We start from the raw sequence: 17,606 nt of genomic DNA, 5'->3' as shown, positions 1-17,606 counted from the left end.
CAGTGAAATCAATGAAAAGCCCGTAAGAAAACGTGTTAACCCAGCCAGGTTTGGTGCAAAACCCGCAGCCAGTTTCCCCACGTTAATTTCTCCAGTACGTTTTGATCATAGCCCGAGTCGCGAAAAACGGCGAGCAATCGCGGCAGACCGCTCACGTCGCCCAGCGCTTCCGGCGGCGAAATCCCGTCAAAGTCCGATCCGAACGCCACATGATTGTCGCCCATTATGTTAATCAAGTGATCACAATGTTTGACGATTTCTGCCAGATCGGTGTCGCTGTCACGTTTACCGTCGGCGCGAAGGAAAGCATTGCCAAAATTAATACCGACCACCCCACCGCTCGCGCGAATAGCCTTGAGCTGGTCATCCGTCAGGTTTCGGGGCTGTGGGCACAGAACATGGGCGTTGGAGTGGCTGGCAACCAGGGGCGCGTCTGACAGCCGGGCCGTATCCCAGAAGGCTTTTTCATTCATATGCGAAACATCAATCATCATGTTTAGCGCAGCGGCCTGGCCGATCAGCCTTTCCCCCTCTGCCGTCAGCCCTGGTCCTGTGTCCGGCGATCCCGGGAAACTGCCGTTAACGCCCTCTCCAAAGCGGTTTTTCAGATTCCAGAATGGCCCGATGGAGCGGACGCCAGCCTGATAAAAGGCGTTCAGCGTTTCGCCGTCTGCGTCCAGGGCGTCAGCGCCTTCAATATGCGCCACCAGCGCCAGAACCCCTTCAGCGCGGCAGGCTTCAATCTCTGCGGCGCAGTGGCAAAGCCTGGCGCGCCCGTCGGACTGCGCGGCTATTTGCTGCAGTATCGCCAGTTGCTGCCACATAATCGTCAGTGGCTCATAGTCTTCTTGCGCCGCACGCGCCGGGGCGACCTGAGCAAGGTAGTCCTGCGGCGGTACAAAAAGAGCAAACAACCCGCCGGCAAAACCGCCCTGCTGCATACGAGAAAAGTCCAGATGGCCTTTCGGCACGCCCGCAAAGAATGCCTCTGCGGGCGCATCGCGATGGTACAGCCACAGATTAAGTAACAGATCGTTGTGCCCGTCAAAAACCAGCATAGGAAAACCACCTTGGGAAACATCGGCTTATGCTACCGCTGTCTTTCCACTTCAGCAAACGCCTGCGCACGCAGCGCCACACGCCGTCAACAAGGTTGTCACTTTTGCGCTTCAGGTTGTCAGTTTTCCGCGCGCGACAGACTTCTCGCCACGCCACACTGGCTTAAACACCTACAAGGAGATGACTATGTTGATGCACCCGGCTGAGAAATACCGCCCGTTCCCCTCCGTTGATCTGGCTGGCCGCCAGTGGCCTTCACAACAGATCACCCGTGCGCCGCGCTGGCTGTCTACTGACCTGCGGGATGGAAATCAGGCGCTGGCGGAACCGATGAACCGCACGCAAAAACTTCAGTTCTGGCAGTTGCTGCTGGACTGCGGTGTCAAAGAAATTGAAGCCGCCTTTCCTTCCGCCTCGCAAACCGATTTTGACTTTGTGCGCGACCTGATTGAACAAAAGCGAATTCCAGATGATGTGACGCTGCAGGTATTAACGCCCGCGCGTCAGGACCTGATTGCAAAAACCTTCTGCGCACTGGAAGGGGCACCGCGCGCCATTGTGCATTTGTACAACGCCACCGCCCCCTTATTTCGTGAGCGCGTGTTTAATCAGAGTAAACAACAGATCGTGGCGCTGGCGACCGCAAGCGCACAACAGATTCGAGCCGCCTGTGAGGCCGCGCCCGAAACACATTGGAGCTTTGAGTACTCGCCGGAAACCTTCTGTTTTACAGAGCCCGCCTTCGCGCTGGAGATTTGTGAAGCGGTCGCCGACGTCTGGCAACCCAGCGCGGAACGGCCAATGATCATTAACCTGCCGGCCACCGTTGAAGTTAACACGCCCAACGTTTACGCCGATCAGATAGAGTTTTTCTGCCGCCACTTTAGCCGACGTGACGCGGTGTGTATCAGCGTTCATCCTCATAACGACCGGGGGACGGGCGTTGCCTGCGCGGAACTGGCTCTGCTGGCGGGTGCCGATCGCATTGAAGGCTGCCTGTTTGGCAATGGTGAGCGTACCGGTAATGTCGATTTAGTCACGTTGGCGTTAAATCTTTACACCCAGGGCATTGCGCCGGGACTGGATTTTAGCGATATGGCCCGGGTGATTGAGGTGGTCACCGACTGCAATAAACTGCCGGTCCATCCCCGTCATCCCTATGCAGGCGAGCTGGTTTTTACCGCTTTTTCCGGCTCTCATCAGGATGCGATTAAAAAGGGATTCGCTTATCGCCACCAGCACCAGGAAACGCGGTGGCAGATCCCCTATTTGCCGCTCGATCCTGCCGATATTGGATGCAGTTATGAAGCCGTTATCCGGGTAAACAGTCAGTCAGGTAAAAGCGGCGCGGCCTGGTTGCTGGAGCAAAACCACGGCCTGCACCTTCCCCGCGCACTGCAGCAGGATTTCAGCCGTTGTGTTCAACAGGAAACCGATCTGCATGGAAAAGAAATGACACAGCATGCTGTCTGGCAACTTTTTTGCCGTCACTATCAGATTGAACAGCCTGCCCTGCGCCTGATGGATGCACACAGTCAAAGCGAGTCGGGCGAGCAGACGCAGTTGCGGGCTCACGTCCATCATCACGACCGCACCGTGCCGCTGACTGGTAGCGGGAATGGCCTGCTTTCCGCCGCCGTTACGGCACTGCGTCAGACGCTGGACCTGGCGCTGACCATTGAACATTATCATGAACATACGCTGGGAAAACGCAGCGACAGCCGCTCAGTCGCCTATGTCAGTTGCATGAATCTTCAGGGTGAACGCCACTGGGGCGTCAGCATCGACAATGATACGTCGCGCGCCGCACTGCAGGCATTGCTTAACGCGGCGAGCCACTTTCTGCCGCAGGAAAGTAGTCCGTTGGTGACACGCCCAGCAGACGGCGAAACATGGCGCTGAAGGCACTTGGGCTTTCATAGCCCAGATCCAGAGCCACGCGCAATACGCTGTCGCCCTGTGCCAGCCGCGTCAGGGCGATAGCCACGCGGGCTCGCCGTACCCAGTCGCTGAACTGCAGGCCGGTTTCACGTACAAAATGGCGAGCCAGTGTTCGACCAGACAGGTTGAGCCTGGCGCTGGCTGCCGCCAGCGACCAGTCGCCAGACAGGTCAGCCTGAACCTGCAGGCAGAGCGCCTGTAAACGTGGACTCTGTGGCAGGGGCAAGGCAAAAGGCAGCACGTCCATGCTGCGTATCTCATCCAGGATCAATTCATAAATCCGTTCGGTGCGGCTGGCTGGCGCGTAGGACACAGGCAAATCGATGGCGTTGATAATCAGCTCGCGCAGCAGCGCAGAAATTTGCACGACCTGACAGCTGGCGGGAAGATCGGCTCTGGCAAAGGGATCGATAAACAGCGTGCGCGCAGCGACCGCCCCGGTGATGTGTAAGCTGTGGCGGGTGAAGGCAGGCAGCCAGACGCCACGGCTGGGCGGTACGGTCCAGCTGCCCAGTTCAGTTTCAACCCGCACTACGCCGCTCAGCGTATGAATAAGCTGCGCGCAGCTGTGATGGTGCCAGGGTTCTGTGGCACCATGCGGATAATCGTGCGCCAGCGGCACCAGCGGGCGGGTGCTGAAATCAAAACTGACCGTCGAACTCATTGCGATTTAAGATACTTGTAGATCACCGCTAAATCCTCTTCACCGTGCCCGGCTTCCACGGCCTGCTGCCAGACGCTGGCGATATTTTCCAGTGCGGGCAGTGAACTCTCAGAGGCGTCCAGCGCCAGCCTTGCGTCTTTGAGCGCCCATTGCAGATGCATCTGCGGGGTATAATCATCGCTGGCGATCATACCCAGCTTCATTTTGGCATAGGGCACGGCCAGCGGGCCGCCGTCCAGCACCTGCCACAGGTCGTCGGTGGAAAATCCAAACTGGTCGGCGAGCCGGGTACTTTCGGCCAGACTCTGCATCAGACCAATGAGCCAGCTGTTGATGACCAGCTTCATGCGCGAACTCTTGCCCGCCTCACCCAGCCACTGCGTTCCTTTACCTATCGCGCCGAACACGGCTTCTGCTGCCTGAGCACGGGACCGATCGCCGCTGGCCATCACCAGAATCTGGGCGTTTTCTGCGGGGGCTTTGGTGCCGGAAACCGGCGCGTCAATAAACACCACATCGGGGCGCGCCTGAGCGAAGAAGGCAATCAGCGCATCGGTTTTTTCCACACCGATGGTGCCCATCTGGCACAGGGTTGCGCCCTGTTTTAACGCCGCTTTCGCCTCATGCAGCACCTGCTCTGTGGTGTTACCGTCCGATAACATCGCAATCACGACGTCGGCCTGCTGCACCGCGTCCGCGGCGGATGCGGCTAACGTCAGCCCGGCGTCAATCAAATCTTCGCCCCGTGCGCGGGTACGGTTCCAGCCGTAAACCCTGAAACCTTTTTTGAGCAAATTGGCGGCAAAGGCGTGCCCCATGGCGCCTAATCCCAGTACTGCAACATCAGGTTGTTTCATGCTGATTCCCTTATTTTTGATTAGTGGTGTCCGCCTTAAGCTTACCCGGCGGTGCACGCTAAAATGTAGCACCTGTGACCCTGTACGTCCGCTGGCCTTTGCCTTACTGGCTGGCTTGCCCGCCTGCCTGCCTGCCTGCCTGCCCGTCGTGCGCTATCACGGGGTTAACCGCGCTAAGGGCATGACGTTTTAACGCCATGACGATCATATAAACCGATCAATCATTTACGATTTCCAAACAACTGACAAAACTATTAATATATGCCGCGATTGTTCCAGTTGGTTCATTTAGCACCACTAGTTTCGCGACCTGCCGTTAACCGCTGTGTTTTTAAGCCGCTGGCTGGCAGGCGACATACCCAGGGAATCCACGCTTTCAGGCCAAATACAAATGAATATTAAGCGATTACGTCGGGTCAGCCTGCCGTTTTTAGTCCTGCCTGCCACATTTTCTTCGCTGCCGCTCTTCGCAGCAGACGGCGATAATACGCTGGTCGTCAGCGCGGCACCGTCCGCAAAAGGCCTGAGCGAACTTGATACGCCTGCCGCCGTTAGCGTGGTTAACGGCGATGATATGCGCCAGGCCGCGCCGCGCGTTAACCTGTCAGAAAGCCTGACCAGCGTACCAGGATTGCAGATCCAGAACCGACAAAATTACGCCCAGGACCTGCAGTTGTCCCTGCGCGGCTTTGGTTCCCGTTCCACTTACGGGGTGCGTGGCCTGCGTATTTATGTTGATGGCATTCCTGCCACCATGCCGGATGGTCAGGGGCAAACGTCTAACATTGATATCGGCTCGATTGATCGGGTGGAGGTATTGCGTGGGCCGTTTTCTGCGCTGTATGGCAACGCCTCCGGCGGCGTGATTAACGTCATCACCCAAACCGGACAGCAACCCCCGACGCTCGAAGCGGGTAGCTGGTTCGGTAGTTATGGCAGCTGGCGCAACAGCGTGAAAGCCAGCGGTGCCACCGGCGATGGCACACATGCCGGCGACGTTAACTACACGATTTCCGCCTCGCGCTTTACCACTCACGGTTATCGCGACCACAGTGCCGCGCAAAAAAATCTCGGTAATGCAAAGCTGGGCGTGCGCATCGATGACGTCAGCACCCTGACGTTACTGTTCAACAGCGTTCATATCGACGCGCAGGACCCGGGCGGCTTAACGCCGGAACAATGGCGGGCTAATCCCCGTCAGGTTGTCAGCACCGTCTCGCTGTTCAATACGCGCAAAACCGTCGATCAAACCCAGGGCGGCCTGCACTATCAGCGCCAGATGAGTGAAAACGATGACCTCAGTGTGATGATGTATGCCGGTACGCGTGAAACGACGCAGTTCCAGTCGATTCCTGTCAGCGTGCAGCGCAACCCGTCGCATCCCGGCGGCGTGATTTCCCTGACTCGCCACTATCAGGGCATTGATACGCGCTGGACGCACCGTGATACCCTGTTTTCGGTTCCGGTAACGCTTACCGGCGGACTTGATTACGAAACCATGCGCGAGCAGCGTAAAGGTTTTGAGAATTTCACCACGGTAAACGGCGTCACGCAGTTTGGCGAACAGGGAAATATGCGTCGCAACGAACGCAACCTGATGTGGAATCTTGATCCCTACCTGCAAACCAGCTGGCAGCTCAGTGAAAAATGGTCACTGGATGCAGGCATCCGTTTCAGTACGGTCAGTTTTGACTCCAACGATGTTTACATTACGCCAGGTAATGGCGATGACAGTGGCGATGCCCGTTACCACAAATGGCTACCCGCCGCCGCGTTGAAGTACGCCTTTGACGACAGCTGGAACACCTATCTGTCGGCCGGACGCGGCTTCGAAACGCCGACAATAAATGAACTGTCCTATCGTTCAGACGGACAGTCTGGACTGAATCTGGGGCTGAAGCCCGCGACCAGCGACACGGTTGAGTTAGGCACTAAAAAACGGCTGGGCAATGGCCTGGTCAGCGCCGCCATTTTCCAGACCGATACCCAGGATGAGATTGTGGCTGACAGCAGCAGCGGCGGGCGTACCACCTATAAAAATGCGGGAGAAACCCGGCGTCGTGGCCTGGAGCTGGGCCTTGATCAGCAGTTTAACTATGACTGGCGGCTGAAGATGGCTTACACCCTGCTGGATGCGCGCTACCGCACCAATGCCTGTGGTGACAACAGCTGCAACGGCAATCGTATTCCCGGCATCGCGCGCAATATGCTTTATACCGGGCTGGCTTACGCCCCGGAACAGGGTTTTTACGCCGGGGCAGAATGGCGTTACATGAGCAATATTGCGGCGGATGACAGCAATGACGTTCGCGCGCCCTCTTACGCCATTACCTCGCTGAACAGCGGCTATAAGTGGCAGGTTGCCAGCTGGACACTGGATCTGTTTGGGCGGGTAGATAACCTGTTTGACCGGAATTACGTGGGCTCGGTGATCGTCAACGAAAGTAACAGCCGTTATTTCGAACCGGCACCTGGGCGCAACTACAGCGTGGGCCTGACGGTCAGTTACGCTTTCCAGTAATACAGGGCGGCCGCGCCGCTATCACGCGGCCGCCGCTCTGGTGGCCTCTCTCCGCTATCCTTCCTGACGCTGGCATCTCGCTGTCGTCAGTCAGTTCATCGTATCACCCACCCATCCCGGTTTCCGCTGTGCCATTTTGCGAGAGCACTCGAGGTTTCGTTCAAAACTTGCTCAAAAAGATCCACTCACATAAACTCTATGTAGTAACGTAACTACATGTGAGGAGCACTCACGTTGAACAAAATCTATTCAAGTCGTGCCTTTAATCAAGACGTGTCAAAGGCGAAAAAAGAGGCGGAGGACGGCCCAGTGTACATTACCGATCGCGGTAAACCCGCACATGTCCTGTTAACGTTTGAGGCTTATCAAACATTAACAGGTGGCAAAAAAAATCTGGCGATGGCATTAGCCATGCCTGAAACAGCAGATATTGATTTTACACCGGAACGCCTAAGTATTACCGCGCGGGATGTCGATTTCTGATGCGATATTTACTGGATACGAATGTCGTTTCCGAATTGCGCAAGGCAGGAACAGCGCGCGTCGATCCAAACGTCGAAGCCTGGGCTGTCACGGTCAGCACTGACAACACCTTTATTTCCGCCCTGACGTTGCTGGAAATAGAGAGAGGGATTTTGCATCTTGAACAGCGGGATGAAGAGCAGGCCCAACGTTTGCGCCTCTGGTATCAGACACAGGTACTTGAGGCGTATCGTCAGCGAACCTTGCCTGTTGATGGCCCCATCGCGCGGCGCTGCGCCCAACTGCACGTGCCCGACCGGCGCGCTGAAACCGATGCGTTGATTGCGGCAACGGCGCTACAGCACGATTTAATCCTGGTCACGCGTAACCTGAAAGATTTCCAGGGACTGGGCGTTATGCTGCTCAATCCCTGGGATATTGCTTAGCGATTATAGCGCGTTGAGTTTTGCACGCACATCATCACAGCTGCCCGTTTCGCCCAGACGGGGAAACACGCGCTTGATGCTGTTTTCGTGGGTGTCGCTATTAAGGTCAGTCATTGCATCCACCGCCAAAGTGACGTTGTAACCTAATTCATACGCCTGACGTGCCGTCGATTCCACGCCAATGCTGGTGGCAATACCGCAAATAACGACCTGCGTAATGCCACGCTTTTGCAGCTCATCATGCAGCGCCGTGTGATGAAAAGCGCCCCAGGTTTTTTTGGTGATGGTCAGGTCGTTATGCTGCGGTGTCATGGCAGGAACCAGGGTTGCCCAGTTTGCAGGCAGCTCGCCTTCGTGACGCGGCATCTCATTGCGTCCTGGCGCACCGCCAGCAACGTTGACCAGCACAACGGGCAGATCTTTTTCACGGAATGCAGCGGCGAGCATTGCGCAGCGTTCGATAACCGGCTGTGGCTCATGCACAACTGGCAGCGCAACAATCCCCTCTTGCAGATCGATGACGATCAGCGCGGTTTTCGCATCAAGTGTGGTTAAAGCCATGATAATTCCTCTGGAAGCGGTAACAGATAACGAGTCAGTAAGGTGCAGACTGCGACGCTCAGGCAGTCAGCGTTTGCAACGAGGTGCAAACAGGCGTGCAGCGCGGCCTTACAAAGGGGGACTGAGTATACAAATGCCGGTCAGGTCTGAACAGGCGCGGCTGGTTTCAATTTGTAAGCTCAGTTTCGCCCAAGGTAATGAATCAGGCTGTGAAAGCGTAAGCGGCTGTTCAGGGGATTACGGTAGCTGTGGGCAACATCCGCCCTGAACTGAAAGGCCTCATCCTGTTTAAGCCGCCGCCAGGTATCTTCGATGCCCAGTAACAGTTCCCCTTCCACCACCACCACCTGCTCAATCACACCGTGCTCATGGGCCGCGGAATCGCTTTGTGCACCGGCTGCCAGCTCAACTGCCAGCAAATCAAAACGCAGTCGTTCGTCATAAGGTAACAGCGGCGTGACCGTCATCTGGGCATTATGCTGTCGGTAACTTGCCACCTCACCGGCGGAAAGCGATCCGTTATGAACAAAAAATGAGAACGGGACATTGAACCCGGTGGCGATTTTCCACAAGGTCGCCACCGTGGGGCTGGATTCGCCACGTTCAATCTGACCCAGCATCGCCTTGCTCACGCCCGTTTTTTCCGCGGTTGAAGTCAGGCTCCAGCCGTTGGCCTGGCGCAATTGTTTCAGCGCATCGCCAAGATATTGCTGCAAATTTTCCATGTTGTCTCCTGCTGTACCGCTTCAGTGTAACACTTGTGCGTTATAACGCCCTGTGCGACGATGTGCGCTATAACGCACGAGAGGGTTACATCATGTCTGCACGCCGCGCGCCGTTCCCCATTACCTTGCCCATGGCCGTTTCCGGCTTTGTCGCCGTGTTGGTGGGCTATAGCAGTACCGGTGCGATTATTTATCAGGTCGCTCAGTCGGCGGGCGCATCGCCCACGCAGATCGCCGGCTGGCTTTCCGTGATTGGCCTTGCGATGGGCATTGCCTCGGCGGGGCTGTCTCTGGCGTACCGGATGCCGATCTTAGCCGCCTGGTCCACGCCTGGCGCGGCGTTACTCGCGACCAGCCTGCAAGGGGTTTCTGTCAACGATGCCGTCGGGGTGTTTGTTTTTGCCAACGCCCTGATTGTGTTGTGCGGCGTAACCGGCCTGTTTGCCCGGCTGATGAACCACATTCCCGCCTCACTGGCAGCCGCCATGCTGGCGGGGATTTTACTGCGATTTGGCCTGCAGACGTTTAGCGATTTATCAGTTAATTTCACTCTGGCCGCATCAATGTGTTTTATCTGGCTGCTGGCACGCCGCTGGTTCGCCCGCTATGCCATTCTTATCGCCCTGCTGGCGGGCCTTGCCATCGCCTTTGGGCAAGGCAGCATTCATTTCCCTGAGCATGTGGCGCGCTTTAGCCTTCCCGCCCCTGTCTGGCCGACCTTTTCACTGCCCACGCTCATGGGTATTGGACTACCCTATTTTCTGGTGACCATGGCCTCGCAAAATGCCCCAGGCATTGCGACCTTGCAGGCACACGGCTACCGACCGCCGATCTCCGCATTAATGAGCTGGACCGGGCTGCTGGCCCTGGTGCTGTCTCCGTTTGGTGGATTTTCGGTTTGTGTGGCAGCGATCACTGCCGCGATTTGCATGGGCGAAGAGGTGGATGCCGATCCGCAACGACGCTGGATAGCGGCGGCGCTGGCTGGTTTTTTTTATCTGCTCGCCGGATTATCCGGGGCGTTGATTGCCGTGCTGTTCAGCGCACTGCCTGAGGTGATGGTTCAGGTTCTGGCCGGTCTGGCCCTGCTTGCCACCCTCGGCGGCAGTTTGCAACGTGCGCTGGATACGCCCGACGAGCGCGACAGCGCCCTGATTGCCTTTCTGATTACCGCATCCGGCGTGACGCTCTGCGGTATCGGTTCGGCGTTTTGGGGCCTGGTTGGTGGCGTGGTTGCACATCTGTTATTAAAGCGTAAAACAGCGTAACATCATCAGGGCATTGGTTATTTTCCCGGCAGCGGGTCAAAAAACCACGCATTTATCCCCTTTTTCAGCGGTTTGATTTGCCATTGTCCCACGTAAAATCACCGTAATCGACGATAACACGCGATCTTCTGCCTCAGACAACGACCGATAAGGGCTTAACAGGTGGCAAAAACTTTTCTGCGCAGCGGCAATCTGGATGCGGTTCTGGCTTTGGGCGAGAACGGCCAGCCTGTATTTGCTTCCGCCCTGCAAATCCGTGAAACCCTGCGTTTGCGCCGTCAAAGCGCGCTGGCAAATTGCCTGGCCATTCCACAAACCAATGAACGTGGCGACCGGCTTGACTGGTACTCGCCCTTCCCGGGCAAAGTGAAATCCTGGATGGGTGCCAGCGATTATGAACGCCGTCAGGCTTTACAACACCTCACCGCCTGCCAGCAGGACCTGCAGGAGATCAGCGCCCGCGCACGCGATGCAGCTAATCCGGCCATGCGCCTGTTTGGTGCGCTGTTAGGCAAAAGCCTGCAGTTCCCTAATCAGCAATATGTGTATCTGGTTAACGGTAAACCCGTCATTACCTTTTGGGGATTTGTCGATGCTCAGGAGCGTAATCGTGATGATGCGCTGGCCTGCCTGCGTGACAGCCTTGAAGAGTCACTGCCCACTGTGCTGGTTGAACCGCCACCTGAGCCTGTCGCCGTGGCTGCTGCGCCAGAACCTGAACCTGTGGTGACACCTGAACCCGAGGTTACGGAGCCGACGGTCAGTGATGTCCCTGTTCAGGCAGCTGAACCGTTGCCTGTGACGGCAGTGCGCCGTCGGCCTTTCCGCCTGTGGTATCTCATCCCAACCCTGGCCGTGGCCGTGGCCGCTGCGGCAGCGACGGCTGTTATTTTACATATGCCAAAGTCAGAACCGGTTACCACGGCGCAACCCGTTGCTCAAAACAGCCCGGCTCCTGCGCCGGTTATCGCGAGTAAGCCTCCGGCGGTGGTGGCTTCGGCTGAAAAACTGTCCGCCACGCTGCCACAAAAACCGGCCGCAGTGGTGGCAAACGCCGCGACAGCAACGGCCAGCGCCCCGTCATCCACGCTTTCAAACGTCGTCGTACCGGCAGTGCCCGCTAAACCCGAGGATCTGGTGGTGACACCGGATGCCGTTCGCGATGGTCAGGTACAGGTCATTGATGGTCGCTGGCGCGTGGAGATTGACCAGGTCAAAACCCCAACCGGTAAACCGCCTGTCATGCGCTTCCAGTTCAAAAACGGCAAAGGCAACGTCCAGATTAATCAGGGCAACACCACCTGTAAGGCTGATGTGACTGCTGCGATGACCAGCGCCGGTAATCTGGTGATTGAGAGCCGCTTTACTGCCCGGTGCGCGGACAAATCGCGTTATCGCATGCCGTTGTTAGTGTGTCATTCCAGCATTGGCGCGGCAGCATGTGAAGCACAGTACAGTGGGGATCGTACGTATCCCATTACGATTAAGCGTGAGAGTAAGTAACTATGTTGGCTCCCCTGATCGATGATAAGCAGAAGATTTCACTGATTGAGAACAGTGGCGTACAGTTTCTTGATTTTGGTCTGCAACTTTCCGCTACTCAGGCGCGCCGCCAGTTCGTGCGCCAGACCGCGAACGGCCCGTTGCTGCGCCTGAATGTAGACGGCAACAGCGGTAAGTTTTTACTCTATCCGCAGGACGGCGGTGCGCCGGAAGTGGTGCGCCCTGAAACCGATATCGCCCTGGCCGACTCCCTGACGCTGCTGGAAGCATGCTGGCTACCGCTGCCGATGCTGCGCTGCGCATCAGGCCGACGTTTTATTGGCGGCCCGGAAAACTGGGCGCGCATGCGGCTGGTTGCCCTGGATAAGCCGGACAGTACAGGCAATACGCACCGCGTCACCCTGGCTTTTGATACCCGCTGCGTGCCTGAAGAAGACGGCGGCGAGCAGTTGGGACTGACGCCCTCCGATGCGCAAAACGGTGTCACCTTTGCGCTGGCCTGGCACAACTACGAGCTGGGCGATTTTCTTGACCATACGTGGGTGGATGGCTGGCTGCGCGAGTCCTTCACGGATCGCGTATCCGATCGCCGGGAACAGGCAATTAGCCAGGCTCTGCGTGAGTTTGAATACCAGGCGCACTACCTCAACCTGCTGGAATTGCTGGGCGAACAGCTTAACCTTACTGAAATTCATATTCAGGCCGCCACGCTGCAAACGCCGGCGGTCAATGTCGATATCATTCTCGACGTGGGGAACTCCCACACCTGCGGCATCCTCGTGGAAGATCACCCGGAAGAGAGCAATGGCCTGAAGCAGACCTATGAGCTGCAAATGCGCGATCTGTCTCATCCCCATCGGGTTTATAACGAACTGTTCGACAGTCGACTGGAATTTGCCGAAGCCCGTTTTGGTAAAGCTAACTTTTCGCTGGAAAGCGGCCGCGAGCAGGCCTTTATGTGGCCCTCGTTAACTCGCGTCGGACGTGAAGCCAGTCGCCTGGCGCTGCAGCGTGCCGGTCTGGAAGGCAGTACCGGCCTGTCCAGCCCTCGCCGTTACCTGTGGGACGAAGCACGCTACCAGCCAGGCTGGCGCTTCAATCAGCAGAGTCCGCAGGGTGAGCCTCAGGCCTGTGCTGCACCTTTTACCTCATTGATGAATGACGAAGGTCAGCCGCTGTATGCGCTGCCCGTGGATGAGCGCTTACCCGTGTTCTCCGCCCACTACAGCCGCAGTTCACTGATGACCTTTATGCTGTGTGAGTTGCTGGCCCAGGCGCTGATGCAAATGAACAGCGCGGCACAGCGTCAGCGTATGCCGCAAAGCCATGCACCGCGCCAGCTGCGCCATGTCATTTTGACGCTGCCGTCCGCCATGCCAAAACCCGAGCGTGAAATATTCCGCCGCCGTATGCAGGAAGCCATCGCGCTGGTGTGGAAAGCCGAGGGCTGGCATCCGGCTGACGAGGATTTTACCGAACAGAGCCAGGCCCAAAGCAGCAAACCCGTGCCGGATGTGCAGATGGAGTGGGACGAAGCGACCTGCGGCCAGATGGTGTGGCTGTTTAACGAGACCCAGGTTAACTTTGCCGGTCGTGCAGAAGATTTCTTTAGCAGCATGGCGCGCCCCGACCGTCCGCGCGAAGCCGACGAGCTGCCAGGCAAGAGCCTGCGTATCGCCTCCATTGATATTGGCGGCGGCACCACCGATTTAGCCATTACCCAGTACCGTCTTGACGACGGTCAGGGCAACAACGTCAAAATCACCCCGCGCCTGCTGTTTCGCGAAGGTTTCAAAGTGGCCGGTGATGATATTTTACTGGATGTGATTCAGCTGTGGATTTTGCCTGCACTGCAGCAGAGCCTGCAAAAAGCAGGACTGACGCTGGCTGAGCCGCTGATCAACAAGCTGTTTGGTCACGACAGCCGCATGGATGGACAGGCAACGTTACGCCAGCAGGCCACGTTACAGCTGTTTATCCCGCTGGCTCAGGCGGTGCTGGAACGGTACGAAAACTGGGACCCGCTGGAAAGCCATGCCGAGATCAACGCCCTGTTTGGCGAACTGGTCGATCAGCGCCCTGCCGATGCGGTGCTTGCCTTTATTAATGGTGAAATTCAGCGAGAACTGGGCGGTAACAGCCGTTTCGATCTGCTTGAGGTGCCGCTGGTCGTGAGCATGGCCCAGCTTCACGGTGAGTTTATGCAGCACCGCATGGCGATTATTCCGGCCCTGCGCTCCATGTGTGAAGTGGTCTCGCTCTATCAGTGCGATGTGCTGCTACTGACCGGACGTCCGTCGCGGTTCCCGGGCATTCAGGCACTGGTGCGCCATCTACAGCCACTGCCGGGTAGCCGTATTCTGTCGCTCGAAGGCTATCACACCAGTGACTGGTATCCGTTTAATAAGCACGGCCGTATTGATAACCCGAAATCGACCGCCGCAGTCGGCGCGATGCTGTGTCTGCTGGCGCTGGATTTACGCCTGAGCAGCTTCTGGTTCCGTGCAGGTGACTTTGAGCCTTACTCCACCATTCGCTATCTGGGCATGCTGGACGAAAATCAGGCGCTGACGGACGAGAACCTCTGCTATAGCGACATCGATCTCGACGATCACCAGTTCTCGCTGGACCGTAAAAGCAGCTTCCGCATTCGCGGTAACGTATGCCTGGGATTCCGCCAGTTAGATAATGAACGCTGGCCCGCCTCGCCACTGTACAGCCTGACGCTCAACGATGCGGCACTGGCACGCAAGGTCGCAGGTGAAAGCGTTCTGCGCGTGAAGCTGGCAGTGAAGGCCGGTCCGGGTGCGCCCGGCCCTGAAAATCTGGTGTTAAGCGAAGCCAAACTGGATGATGGTACGCGTGTTCCACTTGAACATCTGAGCCTCAAACTGAATACTCTCTCCGCCACGGGCAATGCCAATGCGCAATACTGGATTGACAGCGGGAGTGTGTGTAAACGATGAGATCGGTAAAACCCCGCCAGCCGCAGACGCTGGCAAAACGCCTGAGTTTATTGCAGGACGCCCTGAACGGCAGCCTGGCCTGGATTGAGAGCACGCGCGAACAGTCGCCGCGGCTGGCACTGGAAGCCGAAACCCTGACCCTGCAGTTACGGCAGGCGCGTGTGCAGGCGCAGGCCCTGGCGCAGCAGGTTGCGCGCCCGGTGACGCTGGCGCTGTTTGGACAGTCGCAGGCGGGCAAAGCCTGGCTGCTGACGGAAATGGTGGCTGACGCACAAGGTCAGTTGATCACCGCGCTGAGCGATAAACCGATTAATTATTTCCAGCACGTCAACCCCGGCAATCTCGATTTTGCCACCGCAACGCGTTTTACCCACCAGCGTGAAATCCTCTCCTCGGAGTGGCCGGTCGAGCTGACGCTGCTGAGCGAGGCCGAGGTGGTGCGTTTGGCCATCTCCTGTGGTGAAGGGGTAACGCAGCCCGACACTGCGAAAATTGACAGCGTGCTGCAACGCCTGCAACGCCATCGTTTAACTACGCCGTTGCCGGGTCTGGAGAGCGATGCACTGGTCACGCTCTGGTCCTGGTGCCGCCGTCATCACCTGTATGACGCCCAGTTGGATCGCCATTTCTGGCCGCAGGCTGTTGAACTGGCTCCCTGGCTGAGCGTGGATGACCGTGTGCAGCTGTTTTCACTGCTGTGGCCCGCTGAGCCGGCCCTGAATGAGCTGGTGCGAAGCTTACTGCACTTACGCCATCAGCTGCGTAACAGCACCCGGGTACTGGCTCCGCTCAGTCTGCTGACGGATAATTCCCTGCTGCCCGCTGAGCAGTTGATCGTTCCCGCCAGCGAGCAGGATCAGTCGCTGTCGGTTGAAGTCTGTCCGTTAAACGGTAACCGTCTGGGTAAGCCGCAGAACGTGACGCTGGGATTACTGGCCCTGCTAACGCTTGAGGTCACCATCCCACTCAGCTCCACCCCGCGCACCGCGCTGTATGACGATGCCGATATGCTGGAACTGCCTGCACCCGGGACGCCGAGCGATCCGGCGCTGCGTGAAGAGCGCCAGCGTCTGCAGAAGCAGGATGCGTTACGCGCGCGCCTGCTTGAGCACAAACGAATCCTGATACCGGGCCTGTATGCCGCCCGGCAAAGTATCGACCTGCTGTTGATCTGTACCGCCGCCAGCCAGCGTCAGGATGTCGATGTCGCCAGTCGGGCATTGCGTGAATGGCAGCGCCACCAGCCGGTCAATGAAGCGGGTGAAAAACCTCGCCTGATTTGGGCGATCACGCCTTACGATGCGCGCCATCAGCAGATCAATGTTGACGAGGCGGTACAGCGCCAGGTGGGACAACCGGGTCAGCAGTGGGGTTCTATGCTGGCCCTGGATCGCGCAGGCGTGGATCGGATGTCTGACTGGCTGCAGGAAGAGATGCAGCCCGACGCACGTCGCGATATGCTGATTGCCCAGTTGGCACAAATCCAGCACGCCGTAGTCGAGCGCCGACTGCAGCCCTGGACGGAAGCCGGTGCGTCGCCAGACCAGGCGGCACGCAGACAAAGCATCGCCGACACCTTGCTGAAATGTTTACAACACCGTACCGGTTTGCATGGCGAACTGCTTGAGCGCTTACAGCCGTCCCGCGAAGCCTTGCGCCAGCTGTGGCTCAACCAGTCCACCTCGTCTGTTCCGGCGGCGACCTCCAGTATTCAGGCACCGGAAAATCAGTTTGGTATTGGCTTTGAGTTTGATTTGTTCAGCGATGCCGAAGTTGAACAGCCTGCCCCTAAGCAGACCAGCTTCGGTCAGGGTTCAGCCCAGTTTCCACGTCAGGTTTTTAGCCTGTGGCTGAACCACCTGCGTCAGCTGCCGGAAAACCAGAGCCTGTTAGCCCTGCTGAATATTGATAAAGCGACGATGGAGTGGTTGATCGAAGAACTGATTACGGCCAGCTTCCGCACCGGTATTCTGCAGTCCCTGCAGCAGGCGTTACATGAACCGGATGCACAGAGCATGACACACGAATCACGTGCCGACCGTCAGGTAACCCGCGCGATGACGGTGCTGGGGGATTTTGTCGCCTGGCTTGGTTTTCTTCAGCGGCCAGAAGCGGAACGTCCGGGAAGCCGGGTCAATCGGGGACAGTCGATTTTTTCGCGTCCGCCCGCGCCCAGCGTGAATTTTAGCGCAGGTCAGCGACTGACGAAGCTTTCTGCCGCGCCCGCTAACCATACGGCCTATTATATTTACGACTGGCTGGTGGGGCTGAACACGGTGATTATTGAGAACAACGGTTACACCGGTGGTGGCGATCTGCCGGTCGCCGCGCGCGAGTCACTCACCGCGCTGCTCAAACCGTTACGCCACTAACTGCCAATCAGGCGCAGCTCGCCCGACAGCGACTGCGCCGCCTCTTCCAGCAACGCCACCACAGGTGCCAGCTCGGCATGACACTGTTCTGCATGCAGCAGATGAATCTCGGCGGGCAACGCCATTCCTCCGGTCAGCCAGTCCCATAGCGCATCCAGATTGTTGCCGAATCCAGCGCTGCAACCGCTCTGCGCGGCAAACGCACGATAGAAGGCATCACGCTCGGTGATCTGACGCAGGTCGAAACGTAAGGTCAGCATG

Annotated in this window: 15 protein-coding genes; 9 read left to right on the top strand and 6 right to left on the bottom strand. The window is 57.6% G+C overall.

Annotated features, from left to right (window positions below; all coding sequences use genetic code 11):
* Positions 1–35 precede the first annotated feature (35 nt).
* On the bottom strand, positions 36–1,058 hold the full coding sequence (locus tag A6A26_RS15405) for a dipeptidase (protein ID WP_063879539.1): 1,023 nt from the start codon (positions 1,056–1,058) through the stop codon (positions 36–38).
* A 187-nt stretch (positions 1,059–1,245) separates the two neighbouring features.
* Between A6A26_RS15405 and leuA the strand changes: the two genes are divergently transcribed.
* On the top strand, positions 1,246–2,961 hold the full coding sequence (leuA, locus tag A6A26_RS15400) for a 2-isopropylmalate synthase (RefSeq protein WP_063879538.1): 1,716 nt from the start codon (positions 1,246–1,248) through the stop codon (positions 2,959–2,961).
* Here the strand turns inward: leuA and A6A26_RS15395 are convergent.
* Positions 2,882–3,664 carry an AraC family transcriptional regulator gene (locus tag A6A26_RS15395; protein ID WP_063879537.1) on the bottom strand — a complete coding sequence of 261 codons (783 nt, stop codon included), beginning with the start codon at positions 3,662–3,664 and terminating at the stop codon, positions 2,882–2,884. The genes leuA and A6A26_RS15395 overlap by 80 nt on opposite strands.
* On the bottom strand, positions 3,661–4,521 hold the full coding sequence (locus tag A6A26_RS15390; protein ID WP_063879536.1) for an NAD(P)-dependent oxidoreductase: 861 nt from the start codon (positions 4,519–4,521) through the stop codon (positions 3,661–3,663). Before A6A26_RS15390 ends, A6A26_RS15395 begins: the two co-directional genes overlap by 4 nt.
* Between A6A26_RS15390 and A6A26_RS15385 the strand changes: the two genes are divergently transcribed.
* From A6A26_RS15385 to A6A26_RS15370, 4 genes are all read left to right on the top strand, one after another.
* The gene (locus tag A6A26_RS15385; protein ID WP_063879535.1) at positions 4,520–4,714 is read left to right on the top strand and encodes a hypothetical protein; all 195 of its coding nucleotides are present in this window, start codon (positions 4,520–4,522) and stop codon (positions 4,712–4,714) included. The genes A6A26_RS15390 and A6A26_RS15385 overlap by 2 nt on opposite strands.
* Positions 4,715–4,912: 198 nt before the next feature.
* The gene (gene pqqU / locus A6A26_RS15380; RefSeq protein WP_082875191.1) at positions 4,913–7,042 is read left to right on the top strand and encodes a TonB-dependent receptor PqqU; all 2,130 of its coding nucleotides are present in this window, start codon (positions 4,913–4,915) and stop codon (positions 7,040–7,042) included.
* A 234-nt stretch (positions 7,043–7,276) separates the two neighbouring features.
* Positions 7,277–7,525: a type II toxin-antitoxin system Phd/YefM family antitoxin gene (locus A6A26_RS15375; RefSeq protein ID WP_063879534.1), complete on the top strand. Its 249-nt coding sequence runs from the start codon at positions 7,277–7,279 to the stop codon at positions 7,523–7,525.
* Positions 7,525–7,950 (top strand): type II toxin-antitoxin system VapC family toxin, encoded by a 426-nt coding sequence (locus tag A6A26_RS15370; RefSeq protein ID WP_063879533.1) that lies wholly within the window; start codon positions 7,525–7,527, stop codon positions 7,948–7,950. The genes A6A26_RS15375 and A6A26_RS15370 overlap by 1 nt, the downstream gene beginning before the upstream one ends.
* Before the next feature lie 3 nt (positions 7,951–7,953).
* Here A6A26_RS15370 and A6A26_RS15365 read toward each other — a convergent pair whose 3' ends face one another.
* Together A6A26_RS15365 and A6A26_RS15360 are read right to left on the bottom strand one after the other, a co-directional pair.
* Positions 7,954–8,511 carry an isochorismatase family protein gene (locus tag A6A26_RS15365; RefSeq protein ID WP_063879532.1) on the bottom strand — a complete coding sequence of 186 codons (558 nt, stop codon included), beginning with the start codon at positions 8,509–8,511 and terminating at the stop codon, positions 7,954–7,956.
* Positions 8,512–8,690: 179 nt separating this feature from the next.
* Positions 8,691–9,236, bottom strand: coding sequence for a helix-turn-helix domain-containing protein (locus A6A26_RS15360; RefSeq protein ID WP_063879531.1), 546 nt, complete (start codon positions 9,234–9,236; stop codon positions 8,691–8,693).
* 92 nt (positions 9,237–9,328) lie between these two features.
* On the opposite strand from A6A26_RS15360, the gene A6A26_RS15355 reads away from it, so the two are divergent.
* The 4 genes from A6A26_RS15355 (at position 9,329) to A6A26_RS15340 (ending at position 17,345) form a co-directional block, all read left to right on the top strand.
* The gene (locus tag A6A26_RS15355) at positions 9,329–10,504 is read left to right on the top strand and encodes a benzoate/H(+) symporter BenE family transporter (RefSeq protein WP_063879530.1); all 1,176 of its coding nucleotides are present in this window, start codon (positions 9,329–9,331) and stop codon (positions 10,502–10,504) included.
* Between the two features lie 162 nt (positions 10,505–10,666).
* Positions 10,667–12,007 carry an SrfA family protein gene (locus tag A6A26_RS15350; protein ID WP_063879529.1) on the top strand — a complete coding sequence of 447 codons (1,341 nt, stop codon included), beginning with the start codon at positions 10,667–10,669 and terminating at the stop codon, positions 12,005–12,007.
* A 2-nt stretch (positions 12,008–12,009) separates the two neighbouring features.
* Positions 12,010–14,973, top strand: coding sequence for a virulence factor SrfB (locus A6A26_RS15345; protein WP_063879528.1), 2,964 nt, complete (start codon positions 12,010–12,012; stop codon positions 14,971–14,973).
* Complete coding sequence (locus tag A6A26_RS15340) at positions 14,970–17,345, top strand: virulence factor SrfC family protein (protein ID WP_063879527.1); 2,376 nt, start codon at positions 14,970–14,972, stop codon at positions 17,343–17,345. The genes A6A26_RS15345 and A6A26_RS15340 overlap by 4 nt, the downstream gene beginning before the upstream one ends.
* On the opposite strand, the gene A6A26_RS15335 is transcribed toward A6A26_RS15340, so the two are convergent.
* Entirely contained in the window at positions 17,342–17,605 is a 264-nt protein-coding gene (locus tag A6A26_RS15335; protein ID WP_063879526.1) for a barstar family protein, read from the bottom strand. The genes A6A26_RS15340 and A6A26_RS15335 overlap by 4 nt on opposite strands.
* Position 17,606: the final 1 nt, after the last annotated feature.

Origin of the sequence: Pantoea sp. OXWO6B1 (genome assembly GCF_001641135.1) — a bacterium.
Lineage (GTDB): Bacteria > Pseudomonadota > Gammaproteobacteria > Enterobacterales > Enterobacteriaceae > Pantoea > Pantoea allii.
The sequence above is the reverse complement of the archived record's forward strand: the minus strand, read 5'-3'. Positions and strand labels throughout refer to the sequence as shown.